Raw genomic sequence first — 19,182 nt, 5'->3', positions numbered from 1 at the left:
GCGTCAGACAGGCCGGTAATCCGCGTGAGGGGTTGCCCGTTCCCACGCTGCCTCATACGCCGTGACGTACTGCGTCGCTAGCGCCCGATCGTGCACGACTTCCATACGCGGCCCGGTCCACTGACCCTCTCCGCTGAAGTGGTGCAGGATCACGGTTTCCTCATCCATGACCCATCCGTCCAGCGCGGGCAACAGCAAGTCACGAGCCGATGCGCGAGGCAGCCAACGTACGTTCTCACCCGCTGCCACATTCGTGAACGTGCCGTCATATTCGTACCGGACGTAGGCACTCAGCGGTTCGGATACGACGCGCAACCGGCGCATGGTCACACCTCGGCCGGTCGTCTCGGCCACTACGTCCAGCCACGGACGCCACCACGATTCGCGGTCGGCCGGGTCATACCGGTGCCCCGCTTTCCAGCGGAGGAATTCCGGGTCATCGCGCATATAGCTGTCCCGCATTTCAAGGTGCATCGCCGAACGCTGCGCCTTAGCGAGACATTCACGTACCGCTGTTGCCACCGTTTACCTCACTATCCGGGCGCGGGATGAACTGAAGCATGTTCGCGGGCAGACGAATCACAGTCTCATGATCCGGTACGTCCGTGGAATGGCCGGGCACCGAACCGACTTCTTGAGCCTGCCGGACCGTTGCATCATCGGCTTTCCATGACTGGATGATCAGGTCTCCAGTCGTGTCGTCCAGCCAGATCGTGGGCGAGCCGTCATCCGGAGTGTTCGGCCAAATCCCCAGGAACTGTAAGGCCATTGGGCGCTCCTCTACCGAGTCGGTTGCACGTGTGTGCACGAGCGTCGCTCCGGAGCATGATCAACGTCAAGGGGCCAACTTCCCGAGGCAAGCACCACCAGCGGCGTGAGTGCGCACCGTTGAGGGGCCAACCTGACCCACCATCCGCCACGCCTGACGGCCCAACGAGACGCAGCCCCATGGTGGGTAGCGCGGGAGCTTGGTAGTGCGTCGAGTCAGTCCCAGACATCCGAGTCGTCGTCCTCGGGGTCCGGCGGGGCAATGCCGCTCCGGGCACTGCCACGGCCGCTCTCCTTTCACAGAAACGCTCAAATGAGCCACGCGATTTCTTTGCCTCCCTGCCGTTCTTTTGCGGGAGGAGTCGGGGGTGGGTGCCTGGTCAACGAGTCAGAACCGACGGGGCTCGACGCGCTCGGCAGCCCAACCGCCCGGCTGGTGCTTCGCGGTCTCCTTGTTGTGGCACGTCGTACACAGCGGACGGAGGCGAGACCATGCGTCCGGATCGGACACGCCCCGAGCGACCAGCGCACGCCGTGAGTCGGGGAAGTGGTCGGCAACCGTCGCAGTCCGCGAGCAGAGCACGCACCACGGATGCGCGTAGAGGTAGCGCTTACGGATGCGCTCCCATCGGACGCCGTACCCGCTTCCGCTTCCTTGGCGTGAGTTGGGCACCGGCCACCACGGGCGGTTAGCTACGGGCAGCCGGGGACTGAGCAAGGGGTGCGGGGTCTGCGGGGCATGGGGGGATCACCTCACAGGCGGGGCAGCAATGTCCGCATTGAGGCATTTCGAAAAGTCCACTCATACTGCGGGCATGACGCCAAGAGAGAGTTCCAACGAGCAGCGTCCGGCAGTTGAAATCCGCTGCGGAGGGCTGCACTTGACGATCCAGCGAGTCCCCGATGGGTGCTAACAGGGCTCGGCACGGCCACCGGAAGCGGGCTCGCAGCGTGGCTTGGGTCTCGGTGATGACTACTCAAGGCAGCCGGGGACTGGGCAAGGGGGCGGGGTCTGCGGGGTGCGGGGGCACCTCCTGACGTTGGGGGGTGTTCATGCAGCTGTCGGGGTTTCACGGGTTTTCACGCTTCGGCCGCAGACTTCACGGATATTCACGGCCGTGCCCCCTGCCGCAACGCCTGTACGCCGGGGTGGGATGACGCCATGACGACTGGTGAGAACCGAAACCCCTGCTTTCGAACTCCGATGTGGCGGCCTGCACTTGACGATTCAACGCATCCCCGGATGGCTGGTGGCAGCTCTCGCCACAACGACGGGTAGCGGGCTCGCAGCGTGGCTCACGTCGCGGTGACTGTCTCGTTGGCGCACTCACGGGCCACAAACTGGACGGCAGACGAACCATCGTCAGGCGGAGCAGAGCCCTTCGTGTGGCCGCTCTTCCAGCGGGGACAGCTATGGTTGTCGGCACTCGATCGCCGTGGGAGGTGAGATGGACGCCAACGAGCCGTACAAGATCACGTGGTGGACGGGCGATACGCCTTCGGATCAGCTAGCGAATGCGGTCAAGCGTTGGTTGAGTACACCCAAGCGCGACCTAGAAGACTCCGTTGTGGTGCATACCGCGATGCTGTCTGTCGGTGTCGATATCGACTTGGTGATTGCGGATGGACAACACCGCTATGTCTCAACTTCCGAGAGCTTTGCCAACGAAGAGGCGACGGCCCGGAGGCAGCTCCGAGCGGCTGCCGATGCCCTCAAATCGGCGGTGACGGCTAGCCAACGGCGTGTTGCCGTGCGGAACTTCTTGTCAGCCCTTGCTGAGCTGTTCCTCTGTCTACTGCGGTTCGTGGTCCGTGTCCTGCTTGCGCTGCTCTCGCTCCTCCTCGGGCGAGGCACAGCCGACGACGCCTCGGACTGGACGAGTGACCTGATCGATGCAACTCCACGGGCCACACCGCGCGGCCCGACCTTCGCCCTCCCCGTGCTTATCCACCGGGGCGGGCATCACAGCAGTCGTGCGCTGGGGAGCGCCGTACTGGCTGCCTAGATGGCCGCCGACCTTGAACGGTCGGAAGGTTCGAGATCATGTTTTCCCTGCCGGACTCGGCCCCTTGGTGGGCTGTCTTGGCTGTTACCGTCCTCGGTATTGTGTTGCTTGGGGTTCGTGGCGTCATCCGCGCTGTCTGGCCGCAGTCATCTGCCCACCGCAAAGAGCTGTTGCGGGAGTGGCAACGACAGCGAGAGCTAGAGAGAGGGAGGAAGCGTCGCGAAAATCAGGAATGAGGCTTACCGGGACGTGGGTAACTCGGTCCCCGCCCTAGTGCCCTGTCCTGGTGTCGTGCAGCACTTTCACGAAGTGCGGGACGGTCATCCGGGAAGTCCTCAGCGGTCTTGTCCAAGTGGCACCCATGACACAGCGGTTGAACGTTGCCGTCCGTGTCCTCGCCCCCGAGCGCGAGCGGCTGCACATGGTCCACGTCCACCACGTCCGCGGGACGAGCGAGCCGCACCGGGCGCAGCGGGCACCACCACGGGCACCGACCAGAGCGCGGAGCCGAGCAGCCCCGAGTGCACAGCAACGAGCCGGGCTATGACGGGATGACGTTCGGGATGCCGTTTTGGTTTTCTCTGTATTTTTCTATGTGCATTAAAAAAGTAGGTCTAACCGTCATCTCGTCATGACTCCATCCGCTGATGCTGCCCTTGCTCGCCGAACCCCCGAGCATCTGAACGCCCGGCTGCGGGCACGCGAGAGCCCCGGCGGTCTCGTCGACTGCCGGGGCATCTTGCATGGGGTCAGAGGGCCTACGGAGCGTCGGGAGCGCCCGGCGGGGTGACCGGTGGGTCTACCTCCGAACCGTCCGCATGGCGCGGCGTGAGGTCCACCAGTACGACCCGCCCAGTACCGCCCGGCTCACGTACCGGCTGAACGCCGCGCGGCATGTACGTCCCACCGCCCGGCTCTCCCGTCGGCGTATCGGACCAGCGGGGCCGACCCTGGGCATCCCGCGGAAAGTACGGGTAGTCCCCGTTCGGTCCGGGGTCGAGTGCGTCAGTGGCCAAGGTCAGTCCGTCCCCGAGACGTAGGCTTCCCGCGTCTCGTCCAGCTCGTGCGCAAACTCCGCGGCCCTTGCTGCCGCCTGCTTCTCTACGGCCCCAACGATCTCGTCAAGGATCCGCGCGTCGTACCAACGCTGTTCGGGTGCAGTGACCGCCTCACCCAAAGCGGTCTGTGCTCGCTGGGCTTCCGTGACGATGTGACCTCGCCTGTAGCGGGCCGCCCGGTATTCGACGTACGCAACGAACCACGGCTCTTCGGCGAGTAGTTCAACAAACCGTACGTGTGCGTCGTCACCGGAATGAGCGGCGGTTTCGGCACGTTCCCGCCAGGACTCGACAACGCCACGGTTGTAGGCGGCAGCCCGCTCAGCGCGTCGTGCTGCCTCTATTTCCTGGGCATCCTGCAACTGTGCCTGAGCGTCAGCGAGCGGACCGGACAGCTTGTCTGCCTGCGCCCGCAGCTTCGCGACCCGTTCGGCAGCCTTTTCAATCTCAGTAGCCATGTTCACTTGCCTTCCTTGGTCACGTCACGCCCGTACGCAGCCGCGTACGTCTTGTCGCTCTGGTAGTAACCGAGACTCATGCGCGCCGTGCTGTTCATCCGCTCGAAGATCTCGGGGCGAGAAACAGCGAGTTCCGCAAGCTCTTCCATCTGCTCGCTGTACTTCCAAGCATCAGCGCGGATCTGTCCCTTGTTGCGCGGGCCGTCCAGGAATTCGGCATCGCTGAGGAATTCGTTCATCGTCTGTCCTTGTTTCGGTGTGTGATTTCGGGCATGAAAAGCCCCCATGGCTCGGCATGGGGGAGATCGGGTTCCGCTGCGGACACCAGGCAGCCCCGGCGGTCACATGGACGGTCCGGGGCTGGCGGGTGTGGTTTGTCAGGCGGCTAGGTGGTGGCTCTGCTGCCTGCCGGGCTTGATCGTGCTGCCCGGTGTGGGAGTGTCGCCGCGTGCCTCGCTGGCGGTGTTCTCGGCTTCGGTGACGGCCTCTTCTATGGCTGGGTCCAGGTCGCCGCTGATGGTGAACTCGACTCGACGGAGATCCAGGGTGCGCCACCCGCCCTTGGTTCCGCGCTTGACCGTCAGACGCGCCCCCGCGTCGATGAGCATGGTGCGCCGTGCCGTGGTGTCACCGCTGTTCCAGTCGTGCGCAAAGGTGCGCCCCGTAGGTACAACGTCCCGTCGCGTCATGGTTTTCTCTCGCATTTCCAGTTCGGCCAAGCGCGCTTCCAAGGAGTCGGCGCGCTTCTGCCAAGCCGCCATGCCAGCTTTGGACTTGCGCCGGTCGCGCTGTTGGTCGTGGTCTTCCATCTCGGCCACGGTGGCATCAATCTCGGGTTGCGGGTCGTAGCCAGGTATTTCTGTCACGCGGGTGATCTGTACGGGTCCGGCAGCCTTGATGAACTCGGCGCTCACGTAGTCGTCCACCCACGTTCCACGGACGGTGGCCGGAGCCGGGCAGTGCGTCCCGTACTTGTACGAGCTGCACCCGTAGTTGTCCGAGGACCGACTGAAGTACATGCGCCCCTCGCAGCCCGCGCAGTGGATGACGCGCAGCAACAGCGCGGACGAGTCGGGGCGCTCGGGCGCCTTCTCCGCCGTGGGCTTGGGGGCAATCAGCGCGCCCACCTGGTCGAACTCTTCGCGGGTGAGGATGGGGGCTGTGGTGGCCATGACGGGTGCGCCCTGGTCGTCGCGCACAGGGACACCGCCCGAGACCTTCCACCCCATGAGCGCGGGGTTCGCCAACAACTTGCCGATGGTCTGTGAGCGCCACTGTGCGGGCTTCTTCTCCGAATCGGGGCTCTCGACGACACCGCCCGTGGCTTCGGCCTTCTTGCGTGCCTGGTGCGCTGCCCAGTGGGCGGACGGGGACAGAACTCCGTCAGCATTAAGGATCTTCGCAATGCTGTGCAGCGACGTGCCCGCAAGCAGAAGGGCAATGATGCGCTCGATGACGCGTACCGCGATGGGGTCCGGCGCGAGGGTCCAGCCCACTCCACCGTGTTCGGCGGGCATCGGAACGGGGATGTAACCGAATGAGGGCCGACCCCCGCCACGCCAACGCAGCGGCATCACACGCATGGCCGCCTGTGCCCCGGTGACTCGATCGCTGGTGCTCTGTGACTCCACCTGTGCGGCAAAGGCGAGCATCATCATCATGAGCTCGGACATTGGGTCCATGGGATTGCGGAAGTCGAACACCAGTCGACCCCCGCCGATCCCCTCGGCAAAGACGAGCATCTTGCGGTGCTGCTTCGCCCACTTGGCGAGTTCGTGCATGTCGCTCATCGACCGAATGGCACGGTCAAAGCGCCACCACACCAGGGCGTCGAACGCGTCGGGTCGAGCGAGCCAACCGCCGAGCTGCGGACGGTCGAACGGGCCGATCTTTGACGCGCTTACGTCAAGGTCGACGGCTTCGCGGACCTGGTCGCCCTCGCCGAACTCGATACCGAGGGATGCCGCCGCAATGTCGTCGGCCTCGCGCTGCCGCTCTGGGCTGGTCGTCTCGTCCGTGCGGACAGACAGCCGGATGCACCGCACGCCCCGCAGGGTCTCCCGCCCCGCGATCGCTGCTGTCTCGGTTGCCTTCATGCTGTCTGTAGAGACCGGCGAATTCCCACGCACCGATCCGGTGCCCTTGACCTGCGACGATGTGACCATGACCCGACGGCTCCAGAACTGTCAGTCTGGAACATCGGGGCTTCCCGAAAGCCTGCTGCGCAGGGGCCTTGGTTGCCGTCAATCACCGGCTCCGCCGAGTTCGTCCTCAAACGCCGGACGGGCTGAAAATCCAGCCCTCCGGCGTATGAGGAGCGGGGGTCTGGGGGCGGAGCCCCCAGGTAGGTCCGGGGCGCAGGCACGGTTTCCGGGAAGGGGCGGGGTTGGGGAAAGGTCTTGGGCCTAGCCGACCTCCCCCGCCCGCACGACCTCCCTGATGCCCCGCGCAGCCAAGTGCGCCGAGTCATCAGCCCTACTGGCCAGCACAGTGGTGGGCCGGACCCCGTCCGCGACGAGGCCCATGAAGGCGTCGAACACCGCACCCCCGGGCGCGCACGCGGACCGCGCCGAGGTCGAGTCGTCCACCACCACGGCAGTGGCCCGCACCGCAGGCGCATACTCCCGCCCCCGCCACTCCTCGGCGATCCGGGCCAGCGCCTCACCCCCCGGCTTCACCTGCCCGTCGTTGGTCAGCAGACCGAGGCTGTACTCAAGTTCGGGGAAGTCCGCAAGGCCCCGCGACACATCGTGCGAGCACCACCACGTCACCCCCCACACATCCGCGCAGTCGAGCGCCGCCTGAACCGTCGCCCCGGTGAAGGACGCCGCGTGCTCGGCGGGGATGAGGGGAGCGGGCGCGCCCACCTCCTGGAGCCAGACGGGGCGGTGCGGATCGTCCGCCCACGCCTTGGACAGCTCGATCATGTACGCCGCGTGGTGCGCGGTGGCGACCCCCTCACGGCCGTGCCGCTGGGCCGTGCCGTTGAACACCCAGGAGTGCACGGCGGTCGCGCCGCCGAGCCGCGCGGCCTGGGCCGGGGTGAAGGGCTGGTCGTCCTGGTACCAGGCGGCGTCGTACTCGGCGTGCAGATGCAGCTTGCCGGGCGCCCCCTCCTCGCACGCGGCGAGGACCCGCCGCAGCCACTCCCCCGCCTGCTCCTGCGTGATGCGGTCCGGATCGGGGTGCGGTCCCGCCGAGAACTGGTTGACCTCGTTGCCGATGGTCATGCCGATGAAGTTGGGCCGGTCGGCAAGGGCGGCGGCGAGCGTACGCAGGTAGGCGACCTCCCCCTCCACCACATCCGGATCGGTGAAGATGTTCCGCCGGTGCCACGTCTGTGTCCACGCGGGCAGGAAGTCGAAGCTCGACAGGTGCCCCTGCAGTCCGTCGACGTTGACGTCGAGCCCGCGCTCGGCCGCGGCGTCCGCGAGGGCGACGAGCTGTTCCACGGCGCGCGGCCTGATCAGGGTGCGGTTGGGCTGGAAGTACGGCCAGATCGGGAAGACCCGGATGTGGTCGAGGCCGAGCGCGGCGATCGCGTCGAGATCGGCGCGCACGGCGTCGATGTCGAAGTCGAGCCAGTGGTGGAACCAGCCCTGGCTCGGCGTGTAGTTCGCACCGAAGCGCGGCGTGGACGATGCGGGCGATGCGGGCGATGCGGACGGTACGGGCGGTGTGTCGGCAGAAGGCACACGAGTGGTGCTAGGCATGCGAGTCCTGGTTCTCCGGGGTGCGGGGGATCCGGTGCGGGGCCCGGTGTGCGGGTGGTGAAGTACGGCGGCGGCTCAGCCCTTGACGGCTCCCTCGCCCACCCCGCGGAAGAAGTACCGCTGCAGGCAGGCGAAGAGCACGATCAGCGGAAGGACGGCGATGACCGTGCCCGCGGCGACGAGCCGTTCGTCGTTGGCGAAGGTGCCGTGCAGATAGTTCAGGCCGATGGTCAGGGTGAACTTGTTCGGGTCGCTCAGCACGATCAGCGGCCACAGGAAGTCGTCCCACGCGCCCATGAAAGCGAAGATCGCCACCACGGCGAGGGTTCCCTTGACCGCGGGCAGGGCGATCCGCAGGAACCGCTGCCATACGTTCGCGCCGTCGACGTACGCCGCTTCCTCGATCTCGTACGGCAGGTTCAGGAAGGCGTTGCGCATCAGCAGGACGTTGAGCGCGGAGACGCAGGCGGGCAGCAGCACACCGATGAGGGTGTTGTTCAGGCCCAGCTCCCGCATGGTCGTGAACTGGGCGATGATGATGCCCTCCACGGGCACCAGCATGGCGAGGATGAAGACGAGCGTGGCCGCTCTGCGGCCCCGGTAGCGCAGGCGCGCGAGGGCGTACCCGGCGAGGGTGGCGCCCACGCAGTTGGTCACCACGTTGGCGGCGGCCACCTTCAGCGAGTTGAGCGCGTAGTCCCAGACGGGGATGGTGTCCGCGACCCGCTCGTAGTTGTGGAAGGTCGGGTTGCTCGGCAGGAACTTGGGCGGAGAGCTGAAGATGTTCTCGTGCGGCCCCTTCAGGGATGTGGACAGCTGCCACAGGAAGGGGCCGACCATCACCGCCAGTACGGCGAGCAGGAGTGCGTAGCGCAGGACGATCTCCCACACGGGCATCCTGCGGCCGTTCTCGTCGGTGATCCGCCCGCGCTTGCGGGCGCCGGGCTTGCGGGCCTTCCCCTGGGCCTTCTTCTCCGCCTGCCCGGTCTTGTGCGTGTCCGTCGTCGCGATGCTCACGCGTCCTCCTTCCGGTCCGCGCGCAGCACGAGCAGCATCAGCGCGACGGTGACGATGAAGACGACGACCGAGATGGCCGACGCGTACCCGACGCGGCCGGTCAGGCCGGTGCCGACGCGCTGCACCAGCATCACGAGCGTGGTGTCCTCGCCCGCGGGGCCGCCGTTGGGCCCTGCCATCAGGTAGACCTCGGTGAACACCTTGAAGGCGGCGACCGATGACAGTGCGGCGACCAGGACCATCGTGGAGCGCACGGCGGGGACGGTGACCGTGAAGAAGCGGCGCACCGCGCCCGCGCCGTCCACCGAGGCGGCCTCGTGGAGTTCGCGCGGCACGTTGGCGAGGGCCGCCAGGTAAATGATCATGTAGTAGCCGAGGCCCTTCCAGACCGTGACGGCCATGGCGCTGAACAGAAGCAGCCACTGGTCGCTGAGGAAGCCGACCGAGCCGACCCCCACCGCTTCGAGCACCGCGTTGACCAGACCCCGTTCATCCAGCATCCACACCCAGATCAGGCCCACCACGACGATGGACGCGACCACCGGCGTGTAGAACGCGGACCGGAAGAAGGTGATGCCGGGGATGTGCTTCTGGACGAGCATCGCGAGCAGCAGCGGCAGCAGTACGAGCGCGGGGACGACCCCGACGATGTAGAGCGCCGAGTTGCGCAGGCCGATCCAGAACATGTCGTCGTGCAGCAGCTCCCGGAAGTTGTCCAGGCCGACGTACTCCCCCGGGATCAGGGTCCGTTTGTCGGTGAAGGAGTTGATGAGCGTGCTGACGAACGGGTAGAGGATGAAGATGCCGACGATCAGCAGCCCGGGCGCGGCGAACAGCCAAGGGCTTGAGGGCAGTTGACGCCTGATGCGGCGCCGTGGGCCGTGATCGGCGGCGGCACGGGGAACGGTGGCAGCGGCACGGGAAGCCGTGGCGGCGCTTGAGCTTTTCATGGTGGGGGTCCCGTGTCGTCTTCTCAGCTCTGCTTCAGCAGCCGGTCGCAGTTCTTGACAGCGTTGTCAAGCGCTTCCTTGGGGCTCTCCTTGCCCTGCAGGGCCTTGCCCACGCTGTTGCGCAGCTCGATCTTCATCTGCTCGCTGAACAGCACGGGCGTGTAATTCACCGCGGTCTTGATGGACTTGGCGGCTTCGATGCGCACGCGCGTGTCATCCGTCCCGTCCCCCTTGGTGAAGTACGGGTCGTCGAGCGAGCCCTCCGTGCTGGGGAAGATCGCGACCTTCTTGGCGAAGGACATCTGGTGCTGGGCGTCCGTCACGTAGTGGGCGAAGGCCACGGCGGCGGGCGTCTGCTTGGTGCGGGTGTTGACCATCACCCCCATCACGTACATGTTGTCCTTGCCCGTGTTGGTGATCTGCGGGGTGATCCCGATGTTCTTGTAGAGAGAGGGGGCGTCCTTCTTGAACTTGCCGAGATCCAGGGCGCTTCCGGGGTTCATGGCGACGGCCTCGGTGAGGAACTTCTTGCCCGTCGACTCGGGCGTCGCGTTGAGCGCCTGGCCGTCGAGCGCCTTGACGTCGTACAACTCCTTGTACTTCTTGAGGAGTTCGACGCCCTTGGCGCTGTTGAAGGTGAACTTGGTGCCGTCCTTGTCCATCAGCGGCACGCCGTAGCGGCCGAAGTCCTCGATGGTCGGGATGTTGGCGAGCGTGGCGGTCTTGCCCTTGCTCTTCTTCGACATCTGCATGGCGTCGTCGAAGAGATCGTCGAACGTCTTCGGGGGCTTGTCGGCATCGAGCCCCGCACTCTCGAAGAGCCGCTTGTTGTAGAAGAGCGGCCCGGTGTTCAGGTACCAGGGGAAGGCGTACGTCCCCTCCGTACCCGGTATCTGGTGGCTCTTCCACGCCCCCGGCAGGTACTCCTTCTCGTACTTCCCCGCGGCCTTGTCCAGGTCGAGCGCGAGGCCGGCCTTGGCGAGCGGGGCCACCAGGTCGGGCGAGACGTTGACGACGTCGGGGAGGGTGCCGGCTGCGGCGTCGGCGCTGATCTTGTCGGCATAGCCCTCGCCGGGCTGGTCGATCCAGTTCACCTTCGTGCCCGGGTACTTCTTCTCGAAGCCGTCGACGACGCCTTCGAAGTAGGGCTTGAAGTTGGCCTTCAGGTTCCAGGTCTGGAAGGTGATCTCGCCCTCGATCTTGCCGGACGCGTCCGTCGAGCCGCCGCCGTCACCTCCTTCGCCGCAGGCGCTCAGCGGCAAGAGCACGGCAAGGGCGGCGGCAGCGGCGGCTGCCCTTCTGGGAATGCGGGGGTGGTGGGAGATGCGCACGGTGAAACGGCTCCTTTGCTCGGCCCAGCGTGAGGCAGACCTTGCATGGAACTGCGGTAAAAAGTCAATGGATTCGTTGACCAATCCTTGCTCACCTCGCCAACTATGCAGGTCAGAGCGTTCTGTTCGACTTCTTGCGGGGATCGACTAATGCGCTTTAGAGTGTGCTGGCTCAAGCGCATTAGTCTGCGCGCCACAGGAAAGGGGCATCACCGGTGCAAGGCAAGCGGTCCCCGGCACGCCGGCCGACCATGAAGGACATCGCGCGCCGTGCCGGAGTCTCCGAGAGCGCCGTGTCCTTCGCGCTCAACGACCGGCCAGGAGTCTCCGAGATCACCCGCGACCGGGTCCGCAGGGTCGCCGAGCAGCTGGGCTGGCACCCGAGCACGGCAGCGCGCGCACTGTCCGGTGAGGGCTCGGCGACGGTGGGCCTCGTGGTGGCAAGGCCCGCCGGGACGCTGGGCGTCGACTCGTTCTTCCTGCAGCTGATCTCGGGGATCCAGGAGGTCCTGGCGGAGCGTCAGCTCGGCCTGCTCTTCCAGGTGGCGGAGGACGTGACCGCCGAGTGCGCGGTCTACCAGCGGTGGTGGGCCGAGCGTCGGGTGGACGGCGTCCTGGTCGTGGACCCGCGCACGGACGACCCCCGCCCGGCGCTCCTCGACGAGCTGGGACTGCCCGCCGTCGTCACGGGCGGCGTGCCGGACCCGGACGCGCACCACCCCGCTCTCTCCACCGTCTGGGCGGACGACGCGGGCGCGATGGCGTCGATCGTGGACCACTTGCACGCCCTCGGTCACCGCCGCATCGTGCACATCGCGGGTCTGCCGGGACTCGCCCACACGGAGCGGCGGATCCGCACGCTGCGGGCCGAGGCGCAGCGGCGCGGCCTGTCCGAGGTCCGCTCGGTGACCACGGACTACTCGGACGCGGAGGGAGCGGCGGCGACACGGCGCGTGCTCTCCGCCGCGTCACCGCCGACGGCGCTCGTGTACGACAACGACGTCATGGCCGTCGCCGGGGTCGCCGCGGCGGCCTCGCTCGGGTTCGGCGTACCGGGGGACGTATCGGTGATCGCCTGGGAGGACTCGGCGCTGTGCCGGATGGTGCACCCCTGGCTGACGGCGCTCTCGCGCGACACGATGTCCTTCGGCCGGACAGCCGCCCGCGAGCTCCTGTCACTCCTGGACGACGGCCCCGCGGCCACGGTCCAGGTACCGCTGCCCACACTCATCGAGCGGGAGAGCACGGGCCGGGTGGCCGGGGGCTGAGCTGTCCCTCACTCCCCTGCCCGGCGAGCGGGCCTGTCGTACCCCGCCAGTACTGTGCCGGTATGGCGGACAGCTACGAACTCTCGATTGCGCTGGACCTGCGTGACGATCTCTCCGAGGGGGAGATCGCCGAGCTCCGGTGGCATCTCGGCCTGGGCCCTCGGCCGGTGACGCTGACCGTGGTGCGCGAGTTCCCTGTCGTGGTGGAGGACGACCGGGGCGAACTCGTCACGGAGGACACCCCCGTGCCGCTCCTGGGATGCCATGGCACAGCCTCCAAGATAGCCGGAGCTCTCACCTCCGTGCTGCTCCGGCGCAAGGACGGCTGGGCGTTGACAGCTCGGCAGGAGATCCACCCGGACGACTTCGATCTCGTCGGGGAACTGCTCACCTGGCTTGCGGCCAACGCCGCGAGCCACCACGAGCGCTTCGACGGCTCCGTACGCGTCGGCTGGACCAGGTTCTACGAGGACGACGAGACCAGTCCGCTGACGGTGCGCAACGGCGGGGTCGACTGGCCCTCGTGAGGCAAGTGGACGGGGGCGTGCTCGCGGGCGACGTCGTCCACGAGCACGGCCTCCGAGAGGCTTTCCCCTACACCCGCGACCGGTACAGGCCGAACTCCGCCACCCGCACCGCCCCGCGCGACCCCGTGACCCGAAGCCGCCACTCCCGCGCCCGCACCGGCGCGGCGAGCGTGAGGACCCGGCTCGCCCCCACCGTGTCCACCTCCGTCACCAGGGACCACCCGGCCCCGGCGGACACCCGCGCCTCGATCACCGCGTGTTCCAGCTGCTGCCCGCGCCGGATCTCCTCCCCGAGCCGGATCCGGTCGACCTCGCGCGCCTTGCCCAGATCGACGGTGAGCGTCCCCCGGGAGGGTGCCGGGCACGCCCACGCCGTGTCCGGGTCGCCGTCGACGGCGTACGACGGGCGGCGACCGTCACCGCTGACCCGCGCGCCTCGCGCGAGGTCCTGCGGCAGCTCGCGGCCGATCCGCTCGCGGAACTCCCGAAGGCGCGCCGCGTCCGCCTCGGGGAGCAGCCCCCGTTCGTCCGGCGGGATGTTCAGGAGCAGCACGGAGTTCCGGCCCACCGACCGGAACCAGATGTCCGTCAACTGCTCGACCGACTTGGGCTGTTCGTCCTCGTGGTAGAACCACCCCGGCCTGATCGAGACGTCACACTCCGCAGGCCACCACTGCACGTACTGGGCGACGGCTCGCGCATCGGCCAGCGCCTCCCGGCTCCCCTGGTCGGGCGCGTCGTACTTCAGGGCGTAGTCGATGCTCCCGTTCCCCGAGTCCTTGACGGGGACGACGCTCCACTCGTTCTCGCGCGCGAGACCGCCCTCGTTGCCGACCCACCGGACGTCGGGCCCGCGCACGGCGACCGTCGCGTCCGGGGCCAGGGCGCGGATGACCGCGTACCAGCTGTCCCAGTCGTACGTCTCGACCTTCTCCGGCGGGATGCGCCCCTGCGCCCCGTCGAACCACACCTCGTCGACGGGCCCGTACTCGGTGAGCACCTCGTAGAGCTGGTTGAGCATGTGCGCGCCGTAGTCGGTCGCGTCGAGGGTGAAGGATCGTACGGCGGCGGCGTCCGCGCGGTCGTCACCCTCCACCGGCGTGGGAATGGTGCGCCGCGAGCGGGCGCTGCCGTTGGCGTAGACGCCGTGCAGATACTGGTTCTCGTCGGCGGGCGAGATGTAGACGCCCACCTTGATGCCGTACCGGCGCAGCGAGTCGGCGAACGAGCGCAGTACGTCGCCCTTTCCGCCCTGCCAACTACTGCTCACCACACTGTGCTTGGTGTAGCGCGAGGGATAGAGCACGAAGCCGTCGTGGTGCTTGACGGTGAGGATGGCGAGCTTGAATCCGCCGTCGCGCAAGGCCCGTGCCCACTGGTCGGTGTCCAGGCCGGACGGCTGGAAGACGTCGGGGTCCTCGTCGCCCGTGCCCCATTCGAGGCCGGTGAAGGTGTTGACGCCGAAGTGCAGGAACGCGGTCTGCTCAAGACGCTGCCAGGCGATCTGCCGTTCGGTGGGCCGGACTCGGGAGGCCTTGGCGACGACCTCGTCCGGGGAGTCCTTGGGGCTGATAGGGATGCGGAAGGGCGGTTCCGGAGCGGCCTTGGCGGCCGTGTCCACGGAGCCGGGTGCGGCGAGCGCGAGGGAACTACTCGACGCGGCGACCGCCGTGGTGACGGCGGCGGTCACGAAAAGACGTCTGCTGAGAGTCATGGGCGTGCCGGTCTCCCTGTCGATTCTCGGGGCGATGGGATCAGCGGGGTCAGCGGGCTGTCAGCGGATTCAGCGAGCGGTCACGGTCCAGGTCGCCGGGGTCCGCTGATCCGCCGGGTACTGCTGAAGCCGCCCGTCATCGGCGACATACACGGACATGCGCGTGATCGCGTTCGTCAGCCGGTAGCCGCCCGGCGCCTTCACCAGCTGCCATCGCTGCAAGGTGTTCGCCGCGTCGCATGTCTCCTGAGTGACCGAACTGCCGGGCTCCAGAGGCACGTTGAGCGTGAGCTTTCCGCTGCGGGTCTCCAGGCAGGTGCCGTCCGCCGGGGACTTCAGCGTGACGTAGCCGTCGGCGGTGCGCTTGATCTCGTGGGCGGCGGGCTCCGCCTGCCCCTTGGCGTCCCGCAGGGTGTACGTTCCGTCCGTCACCGGCGTCTTCGTCAGATCCCGCCAACCCGGCGCGTGTCCGACCGACTTGGCGCGTGCGGTGAAGTCGGCGTACGTCGGATCCGGATGCGCGGATCCCCAGGTGACCTGGGCGACATGGCTGAGCGGCATCGCCATGGAGGCCGCCACCTCGTTCTCCGTCTCGCCCCGGCCGTTGTCCGGCCACAGGCTGATCTTCGCGCCGGTGATGCCGTTCCGCGAGGCGAGCTTCTCGCCCTCGAAGCTGCGCGGGTCCCACGCCTTGTCGTACAGCGCCTTGGTGTCGGTGTGGAAGCCGCCACGGACGAGGTAGAGGGAGTATGCGGCGTTCTGCAACGGGTAGCCCTGCGCGATGAGTTGGCTGGGCTTCGTCTTCACGTCGAGCCAGTGCTCCACGCTCGTCCCCGCCGCGACCGGGACCGTGTTCGCGCCGGTCAGGCCGTCGTTCCAGATGCGCAGCTGCTTGCCCTTGTCCGCCGCGTACGCGTGCACGCGGTTCACGAAGTCGACGAAGGCGTCCTGCGGGGTCGCGTTCTCGCCGTACTTCTTCTTCGCGTATTCGAGGATGTGGGGATACTTGGCGAAGTCGGAGCCGAGCATGTACTCGTCGGCGCCCATGTGCCAGGACTTCGCGGGGAACACCTCGGCGTACTCGTCGATGAGGCTGGTGTAGTACGCGAAGGCCTCGTCCTTGGTGATGTCCAGGCGCGACGGTTGCGGCTTGCCGTCGGAGTCGGTGAGCTGGAGGTCGGTGCGTTTCTCAAGCCAAGGGTCCATATGGCCCGGGGAGTTGATCTCCGGGATGATCGTGACGTGGTACTTCTCGCCGAGGGCGACGAGACGGCGTATCTCGCTCTTGGAGTAGTAGCCCCAGCTGTTGGCCTCGGGGTGCTTGTCGCTCTTCACCTTGAGTTCGAGGAGCAGCTGGTTCTGCTTGTTGTACGCCATGTCGCGTACGAGGTTCTCCAGCCAGGGCGTCGAGATGTGGATGTAGCAGGCGCAGACGCCCACGCCGCGCTCTTTGTACCGGGGCACGTCGACCGTGCGTCCGGCCGGTACGCGGTCGCTCCGGGCGAGGAGCTGAAGGAGGGTGCGGGTGCCGTAGAAGGCTCCGGCGCCGGTCGCGCCGGTAATCGTCAGGCGCTTGCCCGCACGGAGTTCGTACCCTTCGGCGCCGAGCGGCTTTCGCGCGGGAGCGACGTCGATCACGATGTCGCCGTCGCGCGGGGCGCTTCCCGTGACCGGCACCCGGCCTTCGCCCGCGGCGCGCAGATCGTCGGCGAGGGTACGGGCGACTTCGCGCGCCGCCTGCCCGTGCGCGACGAGGCGGGTGGCAGGACCGTAGGCGTAACTCCCCTTCCCCGGCGTCCAGTCGGCGAGCGCGGGGACGGTGCGGGGCGGGTCCGTGGCGGGCTGCGGGGTCCCGGCGGCCTGGGCCGCCGGGACCGGTGCCGCGAGCAGCAGCAGGGCCACTGCGACGACTCTGAGTCGGCGTAGCCGCGCACGGGGCGCCAAAATCATGCGCATGTCAGTCATGACATCCGATGATTCAAGCGCCTCATCAGGGTGTCAATGCATTGCTCTCGGCGGGGACTTGGACATTTGCGCCGCCCTGCATCGATCCATCGGATGAATTACGGGACACTGGACCAGGGACACGGGCTACGGCCTCCGTCAGCCCGGCCAGGTGCCCGTCAACCGGCGCGCGGCGACCGCGCCACCACGGTCGACGGTCGCCTTGACCACCGCGAAGATCGCACCCTGCAAAGTGGCCGCCAGCAGAATCTCGCCCCAGTCGCGGTCCTCATCGGTGGCATCGGGAGCGTCGTCATCGTGTCCGATCACCTTCCACGCCTGTTTGAAGAGCCCGCCCGCGGCCATACCGGCGAGCGCGCCGAGAGCGAGGCCGACCGGCTTGTACGCGATCTTCGATGCCTTCACACCGCGCTCCCCTGCTTCCGCTTGCGCCTCACCAGTACGTACGTGACGAAGAGCGTCGCGCCGCCGGCCGCGAGAAACGCGGTGCGGTGGTTGCGGACCTGCTCCGGCGCCTTGTCCTGCCACACCTCGGTGGCCTGCTCGGCCGCTGCCTTCACCTGCCCGGTGGCAGTGGCCGCCTTGTCCTTGACCTGGTCGGGCACCTTGTCCTGGAGCACGTGGGCGGCCTCGGTGGCCTTCGCCACCGCCTGACCGCTCAGCTCCGCGGCCTTGGTGGCCGTCTGGCCCTTGATCGCGACCGCCTTGTCCTGTGCGCGTGCCTTGACGTCCGCCTTGGCCGCAAGCGCCTCGACCGTCTCTCCCAGATCGTGACGGGTTCGCTCGACCTTCGCGCGCAGTTCCCCGGCTCCGGCGGTGTGCTTGTCGTGGGACTGGGTCATCGCTGTGCACTCTCCTTGATCTCTGCGACATCGGCCTTCACGCCGCCGATGGCCTGCTCGGGGACCGGCGGGGCGGCCCTGCCGACTTCCTTCTTGCCGGTCAGTGCCAGTACCGCGGCGATCAGACCGAGGACGGCGGTGACGACAAGACCCGCGGCCCACACCGGAAGCGGCACGGCGAGCGCCGCGATCGCGGTGGCGACGAGAGCCTGCAGGGTGAGGAAGCCGACGAGACCGGCTCCCCCGAACAACCCGCTGCCCTTGCCGTAACGCCTGGTCTTCTCCTTCATCTCCGCCTGAGCCAGCCGCATCTCGCCGCGCACCAGCTCCGACAGCTGCTGTGCCGCGCGCTGTACGAGATCGCCCACCGGCTCACTGGTGGGGGCGGTTCGTCCGCCGCTGTCACGGCCTGTGGTGTGCGGGTCTGCCTGGGCCATCGTCATCAACCTCCTGTCTGTTCTGCGGCCGAGTACCCCGATCTCCGCGATCGGCACATGGCCGGTGGACGCGATCACGCCGGGCGGCGTCACTCCTCCATGCGCCGGTGGTCCTGCTCGTCCCAGGCGCGGGTGTCGCGGGGCGGTACGTAGGGCTCCTCCTCAGGAGGGAGACCGCCGGCGATGGCCCGCTGACGGGACAGCTCCGCGTCGAACTCCAGGCCGAGCAGGATCGCGATGTTGCTGAGCCACAGCCACACGAGGAAGATGATCACTCCGGCCAGCGCGCCGTAGGTCTTGTTGTAGGAACTGAAGTTCCCCACGTAGAAGGCGAATCCGGCCGAGGCGATCAGCCAGATCAGCAGCGCGATCACGCTGCCGGGGCTGACCCACCGGAAACCGCGGCCCTTCACGTTCGGCGTCGCCCAGAACAGCAGCGCGATCATGAAGGTCACCAGGACGACGAGGACCGGCCACTTCGCGATCGACCACGCTGTCAGCGCCGCGTCACCGACCCCCAGGGCCGACCCCACGGTGTGGGCGAGACCGCCGGTGAACACCACGATGAGCGCGCTGATGACGGCCAGCGTCAGCAGCACCACCGTCACGCCCACCCGGACCGGAAGGACCTTCCACACGGGCCGCCCCTCCGGCATGTCGTACACGGCGTTGGCCGTGCGGATGAATGCCCCCACGTACCCGGAGGACGCCCACACGGCAAGCACGAGGCCGACCACCGCTATGACGGAGCCGACACCGCCCTGGCCCCGCAACTGCTCGACGGCGTCGCTGATGATGTCCCTCGCCGAACCGGGCGCGAGCTTCTCCAGGTTCTTGAGGAGCGAGTCGATGGCCGACTCCCCCACGACACCGAGGAGAGAGACAAGGACCAAGAGCGTAGGAAACAGTGAAAGGACCCCGTAGTAGGTCAGCGCCGCGGCCCGGTCGGCCAGCTCGTCGTCCTTGAACTCCCGGACCACGCCGGTGACGACCGCCCGCCAGGACCGCTTCGGCAACTGCGTGGGTTCGGCCGGCTCGCGGTCCGCGCTGTACTCGGCATCCGATGTCCCGTTCATACTCCCCGGAGTAACCCGCTTCGGCCCGGCCATGCACGGTTCGGACATACGC

General features: G+C 67.5%; 19 protein-coding genes. 3 read left to right on the top strand and 16 right to left on the bottom strand.

Annotated elements, in window-relative coordinates:
• Positions 1–3: 3 nt before the first annotated feature.
• Together ACFQ7F_RS13650 and ACFQ7F_RS13645 are read right to left on the bottom strand one after the other, a co-directional pair.
• Entirely contained in the window at positions 4–522 is a 519-nt protein-coding gene (locus tag ACFQ7F_RS13650; protein ID WP_383270012.1) for a DUF6879 family protein, read from the bottom strand.
• Positions 503–769 (bottom strand): hypothetical protein, encoded by a 267-nt coding sequence (locus ACFQ7F_RS13645; protein WP_383270010.1) that lies wholly within the window; start codon positions 767–769, stop codon positions 503–505. Before ACFQ7F_RS13645 ends, ACFQ7F_RS13650 begins: the two co-directional genes overlap by 20 nt.
• A gap of 1,447 nt (positions 770–2,216) precedes the next feature.
• On the opposite strand from ACFQ7F_RS13645, the gene ACFQ7F_RS13640 reads away from it, so the two are divergent.
• Positions 2,217–2,774, top strand: a complete 558-nt coding sequence (locus tag ACFQ7F_RS13640) for a hypothetical protein (protein ID WP_383270008.1) — start codon at positions 2,217–2,219, stop codon at positions 2,772–2,774.
• A gap of 226 nt (positions 2,775–3,000) precedes the next feature.
• On the opposite strand, the gene ACFQ7F_RS13635 is transcribed toward ACFQ7F_RS13640, so the two are convergent.
• The 8 genes from ACFQ7F_RS13635 to ACFQ7F_RS13600 form a co-directional block, all read right to left on the bottom strand.
• The gene (locus tag ACFQ7F_RS13635) at positions 3,001–3,195 is read right to left on the bottom strand and encodes an HNH endonuclease (RefSeq protein WP_383270107.1); all 195 of its coding nucleotides are present in this window, start codon (positions 3,193–3,195) and stop codon (positions 3,001–3,003) included.
• 597 nt (positions 3,196–3,792) lie between these two features.
• Positions 3,793–4,290, bottom strand: a complete 498-nt coding sequence (locus ACFQ7F_RS13630; RefSeq protein ID WP_383270007.1) for a hypothetical protein — start codon at positions 4,288–4,290, stop codon at positions 3,793–3,795.
• A gap of 2 nt (positions 4,291–4,292) precedes the next feature.
• On the bottom strand, positions 4,293–4,529 hold the full coding sequence (locus ACFQ7F_RS13625; RefSeq protein ID WP_383270005.1) for a hypothetical protein: 237 nt from the start codon (positions 4,527–4,529) through the stop codon (positions 4,293–4,295).
• Between the two features lie 138 nt (positions 4,530–4,667).
• On the bottom strand, positions 4,668–6,386 hold the full coding sequence (locus ACFQ7F_RS13620; protein ID WP_383270003.1) for a recombinase family protein: 1,719 nt from the start codon (positions 6,384–6,386) through the stop codon (positions 4,668–4,670).
• Between the two features lie 309 nt (positions 6,387–6,695).
• Complete coding sequence (locus ACFQ7F_RS13615; RefSeq protein ID WP_383270001.1) at positions 6,696–8,003, bottom strand: glycosyl hydrolase; 1,308 nt, start codon at positions 8,001–8,003, stop codon at positions 6,696–6,698.
• 75 nt (positions 8,004–8,078) lie between these two features.
• Positions 8,079–8,924: a carbohydrate ABC transporter permease gene (locus ACFQ7F_RS13610; protein ID WP_383270105.1), complete on the bottom strand. Its 846-nt coding sequence runs from the start codon at positions 8,922–8,924 to the stop codon at positions 8,079–8,081.
• 92 nt (positions 8,925–9,016) lie between these two features.
• A complete protein-coding gene (locus tag ACFQ7F_RS13605) occupies positions 9,017–9,970 on the bottom strand; it encodes a carbohydrate ABC transporter permease (protein ID WP_383269999.1) in 954 nt (317 codons plus the stop codon).
• A gap of 23 nt (positions 9,971–9,993) precedes the next feature.
• Positions 9,994–11,301, bottom strand: coding sequence for an ABC transporter substrate-binding protein (locus ACFQ7F_RS13600; protein WP_383269997.1), 1,308 nt, complete (start codon positions 11,299–11,301; stop codon positions 9,994–9,996).
• Between the two features lie 251 nt (positions 11,302–11,552).
• On the opposite strand from ACFQ7F_RS13600, the gene ACFQ7F_RS13595 reads away from it, so the two are divergent.
• Together ACFQ7F_RS13595 and ACFQ7F_RS13590 are read left to right on the top strand one after the other, a co-directional pair.
• Positions 11,553–12,569, top strand: a complete 1,017-nt coding sequence (locus ACFQ7F_RS13595) for a LacI family DNA-binding transcriptional regulator (RefSeq protein WP_383269996.1) — start codon at positions 11,553–11,555, stop codon at positions 12,567–12,569.
• A 62-nt stretch (positions 12,570–12,631) separates the two neighbouring features.
• The gene (locus ACFQ7F_RS13590; RefSeq protein ID WP_383269994.1) at positions 12,632–13,096 is read left to right on the top strand and encodes a hypothetical protein; all 465 of its coding nucleotides are present in this window, start codon (positions 12,632–12,634) and stop codon (positions 13,094–13,096) included.
• A gap of 67 nt (positions 13,097–13,163) precedes the next feature.
• On the opposite strand, the gene ACFQ7F_RS13585 is transcribed toward ACFQ7F_RS13590, so the two are convergent.
• The 6 genes from ACFQ7F_RS13585 to ACFQ7F_RS13560 all read right to left on the bottom strand — a co-directional run bounded on the left by ACFQ7F_RS13585 (position 13,164) and on the right by ACFQ7F_RS13560 (position 19,130).
• Positions 13,164–14,810, bottom strand: a complete 1,647-nt coding sequence (locus tag ACFQ7F_RS13585; protein ID WP_383269993.1) for an alpha-L-fucosidase — start codon at positions 14,808–14,810, stop codon at positions 13,164–13,166.
• A 69-nt stretch (positions 14,811–14,879) separates the two neighbouring features.
• On the bottom strand, positions 14,880–16,766 hold the full coding sequence (locus ACFQ7F_RS13580) for a family 20 glycosylhydrolase (protein ID WP_383270104.1): 1,887 nt from the start codon (positions 16,764–16,766) through the stop codon (positions 14,880–14,882).
• A gap of 147 nt (positions 16,767–16,913) precedes the next feature.
• A complete protein-coding gene (locus ACFQ7F_RS13575; protein ID WP_383269991.1) occupies positions 16,914–17,180 on the bottom strand; it encodes a DUF4235 domain-containing protein in 267 nt (88 codons plus the stop codon).
• A complete protein-coding gene (locus ACFQ7F_RS13570) occupies positions 17,177–17,617 on the bottom strand; it encodes a DUF3618 domain-containing protein (RefSeq protein WP_383269989.1) in 441 nt (146 codons plus the stop codon). The genes ACFQ7F_RS13575 and ACFQ7F_RS13570 overlap by 4 nt, the downstream gene beginning before the upstream one ends.
• Positions 17,614–17,985 (bottom strand): phage holin family protein, encoded by a 372-nt coding sequence (locus tag ACFQ7F_RS13565; protein WP_383270102.1) that lies wholly within the window; start codon positions 17,983–17,985, stop codon positions 17,614–17,616. The genes ACFQ7F_RS13570 and ACFQ7F_RS13565 overlap by 4 nt, the downstream gene beginning before the upstream one ends.
• 158 nt (positions 17,986–18,143) lie before the next feature.
• Entirely contained in the window at positions 18,144–19,130 is a 987-nt protein-coding gene (locus ACFQ7F_RS13560; protein WP_383269988.1) for a YihY/virulence factor BrkB family protein, read from the bottom strand.
• Positions 19,131–19,182: the final 52 nt, after the last annotated feature.

The sequence above is a fragment of the Streptomyces sp. NPDC056486 genome, from assembly GCF_042795295.1.
In the GTDB taxonomy this organism is placed as follows: domain Bacteria; phylum Actinomycetota; class Actinomycetes; order Streptomycetales; family Streptomycetaceae; genus Streptomyces.
The sequence above is the reverse complement of the archived record's forward strand: the minus strand, read 5'-3'. Positions and strand labels throughout refer to the sequence as shown.

Coding starts and splice junctions, on each gene's coding strand:
- ACFQ7F_RS13645 (WP_383270010.1), bottom strand. CDS start 769: ATGGCCTTACAGTTCCTGGGGATTTGGCCGAACACTCCGGATGACGGC.
- ACFQ7F_RS13640 (WP_383270008.1), top strand. CDS start 2,217: ATGGACGCCAACGAGCCGTACAAGATCACGTGGTGGACGGGCGATACG.
- ACFQ7F_RS13630 (WP_383270007.1), bottom strand. CDS start 4,290: ATGGCTACTGAGATTGAAAAGGCTGCCGAACGGGTCGCGAAGCTGCGG.
- ACFQ7F_RS13625 (WP_383270005.1), bottom strand. CDS start 4,529: ATGAACGAATTCCTCAGCGATGCCGAATTCCTGGACGGCCCGCGCAAC.
- ACFQ7F_RS13620 (WP_383270003.1), bottom strand. CDS start 6,386: ATGAAGGCAACCGAGACAGCAGCGATCGCGGGGCGGGAGACCCTGCGG.
- ACFQ7F_RS13615 (WP_383270001.1), bottom strand. CDS start 8,003: ATGCCTAGCACCACTCGTGTGCCTTCTGCCGACACACCGCCCGTACCG.
- ACFQ7F_RS13605 (WP_383269999.1), bottom strand. CDS start 9,970: ATGAAAAGCTCAAGCGCCGCCACGGCTTCCCGTGCCGCTGCCACCGTT.
- ACFQ7F_RS13595 (WP_383269996.1), top strand. CDS start 11,553: ATGAAGGACATCGCGCGCCGTGCCGGAGTCTCCGAGAGCGCCGTGTCC.
- ACFQ7F_RS13590 (WP_383269994.1), top strand. CDS start 12,632: ATGGCGGACAGCTACGAACTCTCGATTGCGCTGGACCTGCGTGACGAT.
- ACFQ7F_RS13585 (WP_383269993.1), bottom strand. CDS start 14,810: ATGACTCTCAGCAGACGTCTTTTCGTGACCGCCGCCGTCACCACGGCG.
- ACFQ7F_RS13580 (WP_383270104.1), bottom strand. CDS start 16,766: ATGCGCATGATTTTGGCGCCCCGTGCGCGGCTACGCCGACTCAGAGTC.
- ACFQ7F_RS13570 (WP_383269989.1), bottom strand. CDS start 17,617: ATGACCCAGTCCCACGACAAGCACACCGCCGGAGCCGGGGAACTGCGC.
- ACFQ7F_RS13560 (WP_383269988.1), bottom strand. CDS start 19,130: ATGAACGGGACATCGGATGCCGAGTACAGCGCGGACCGCGAGCCGGCC.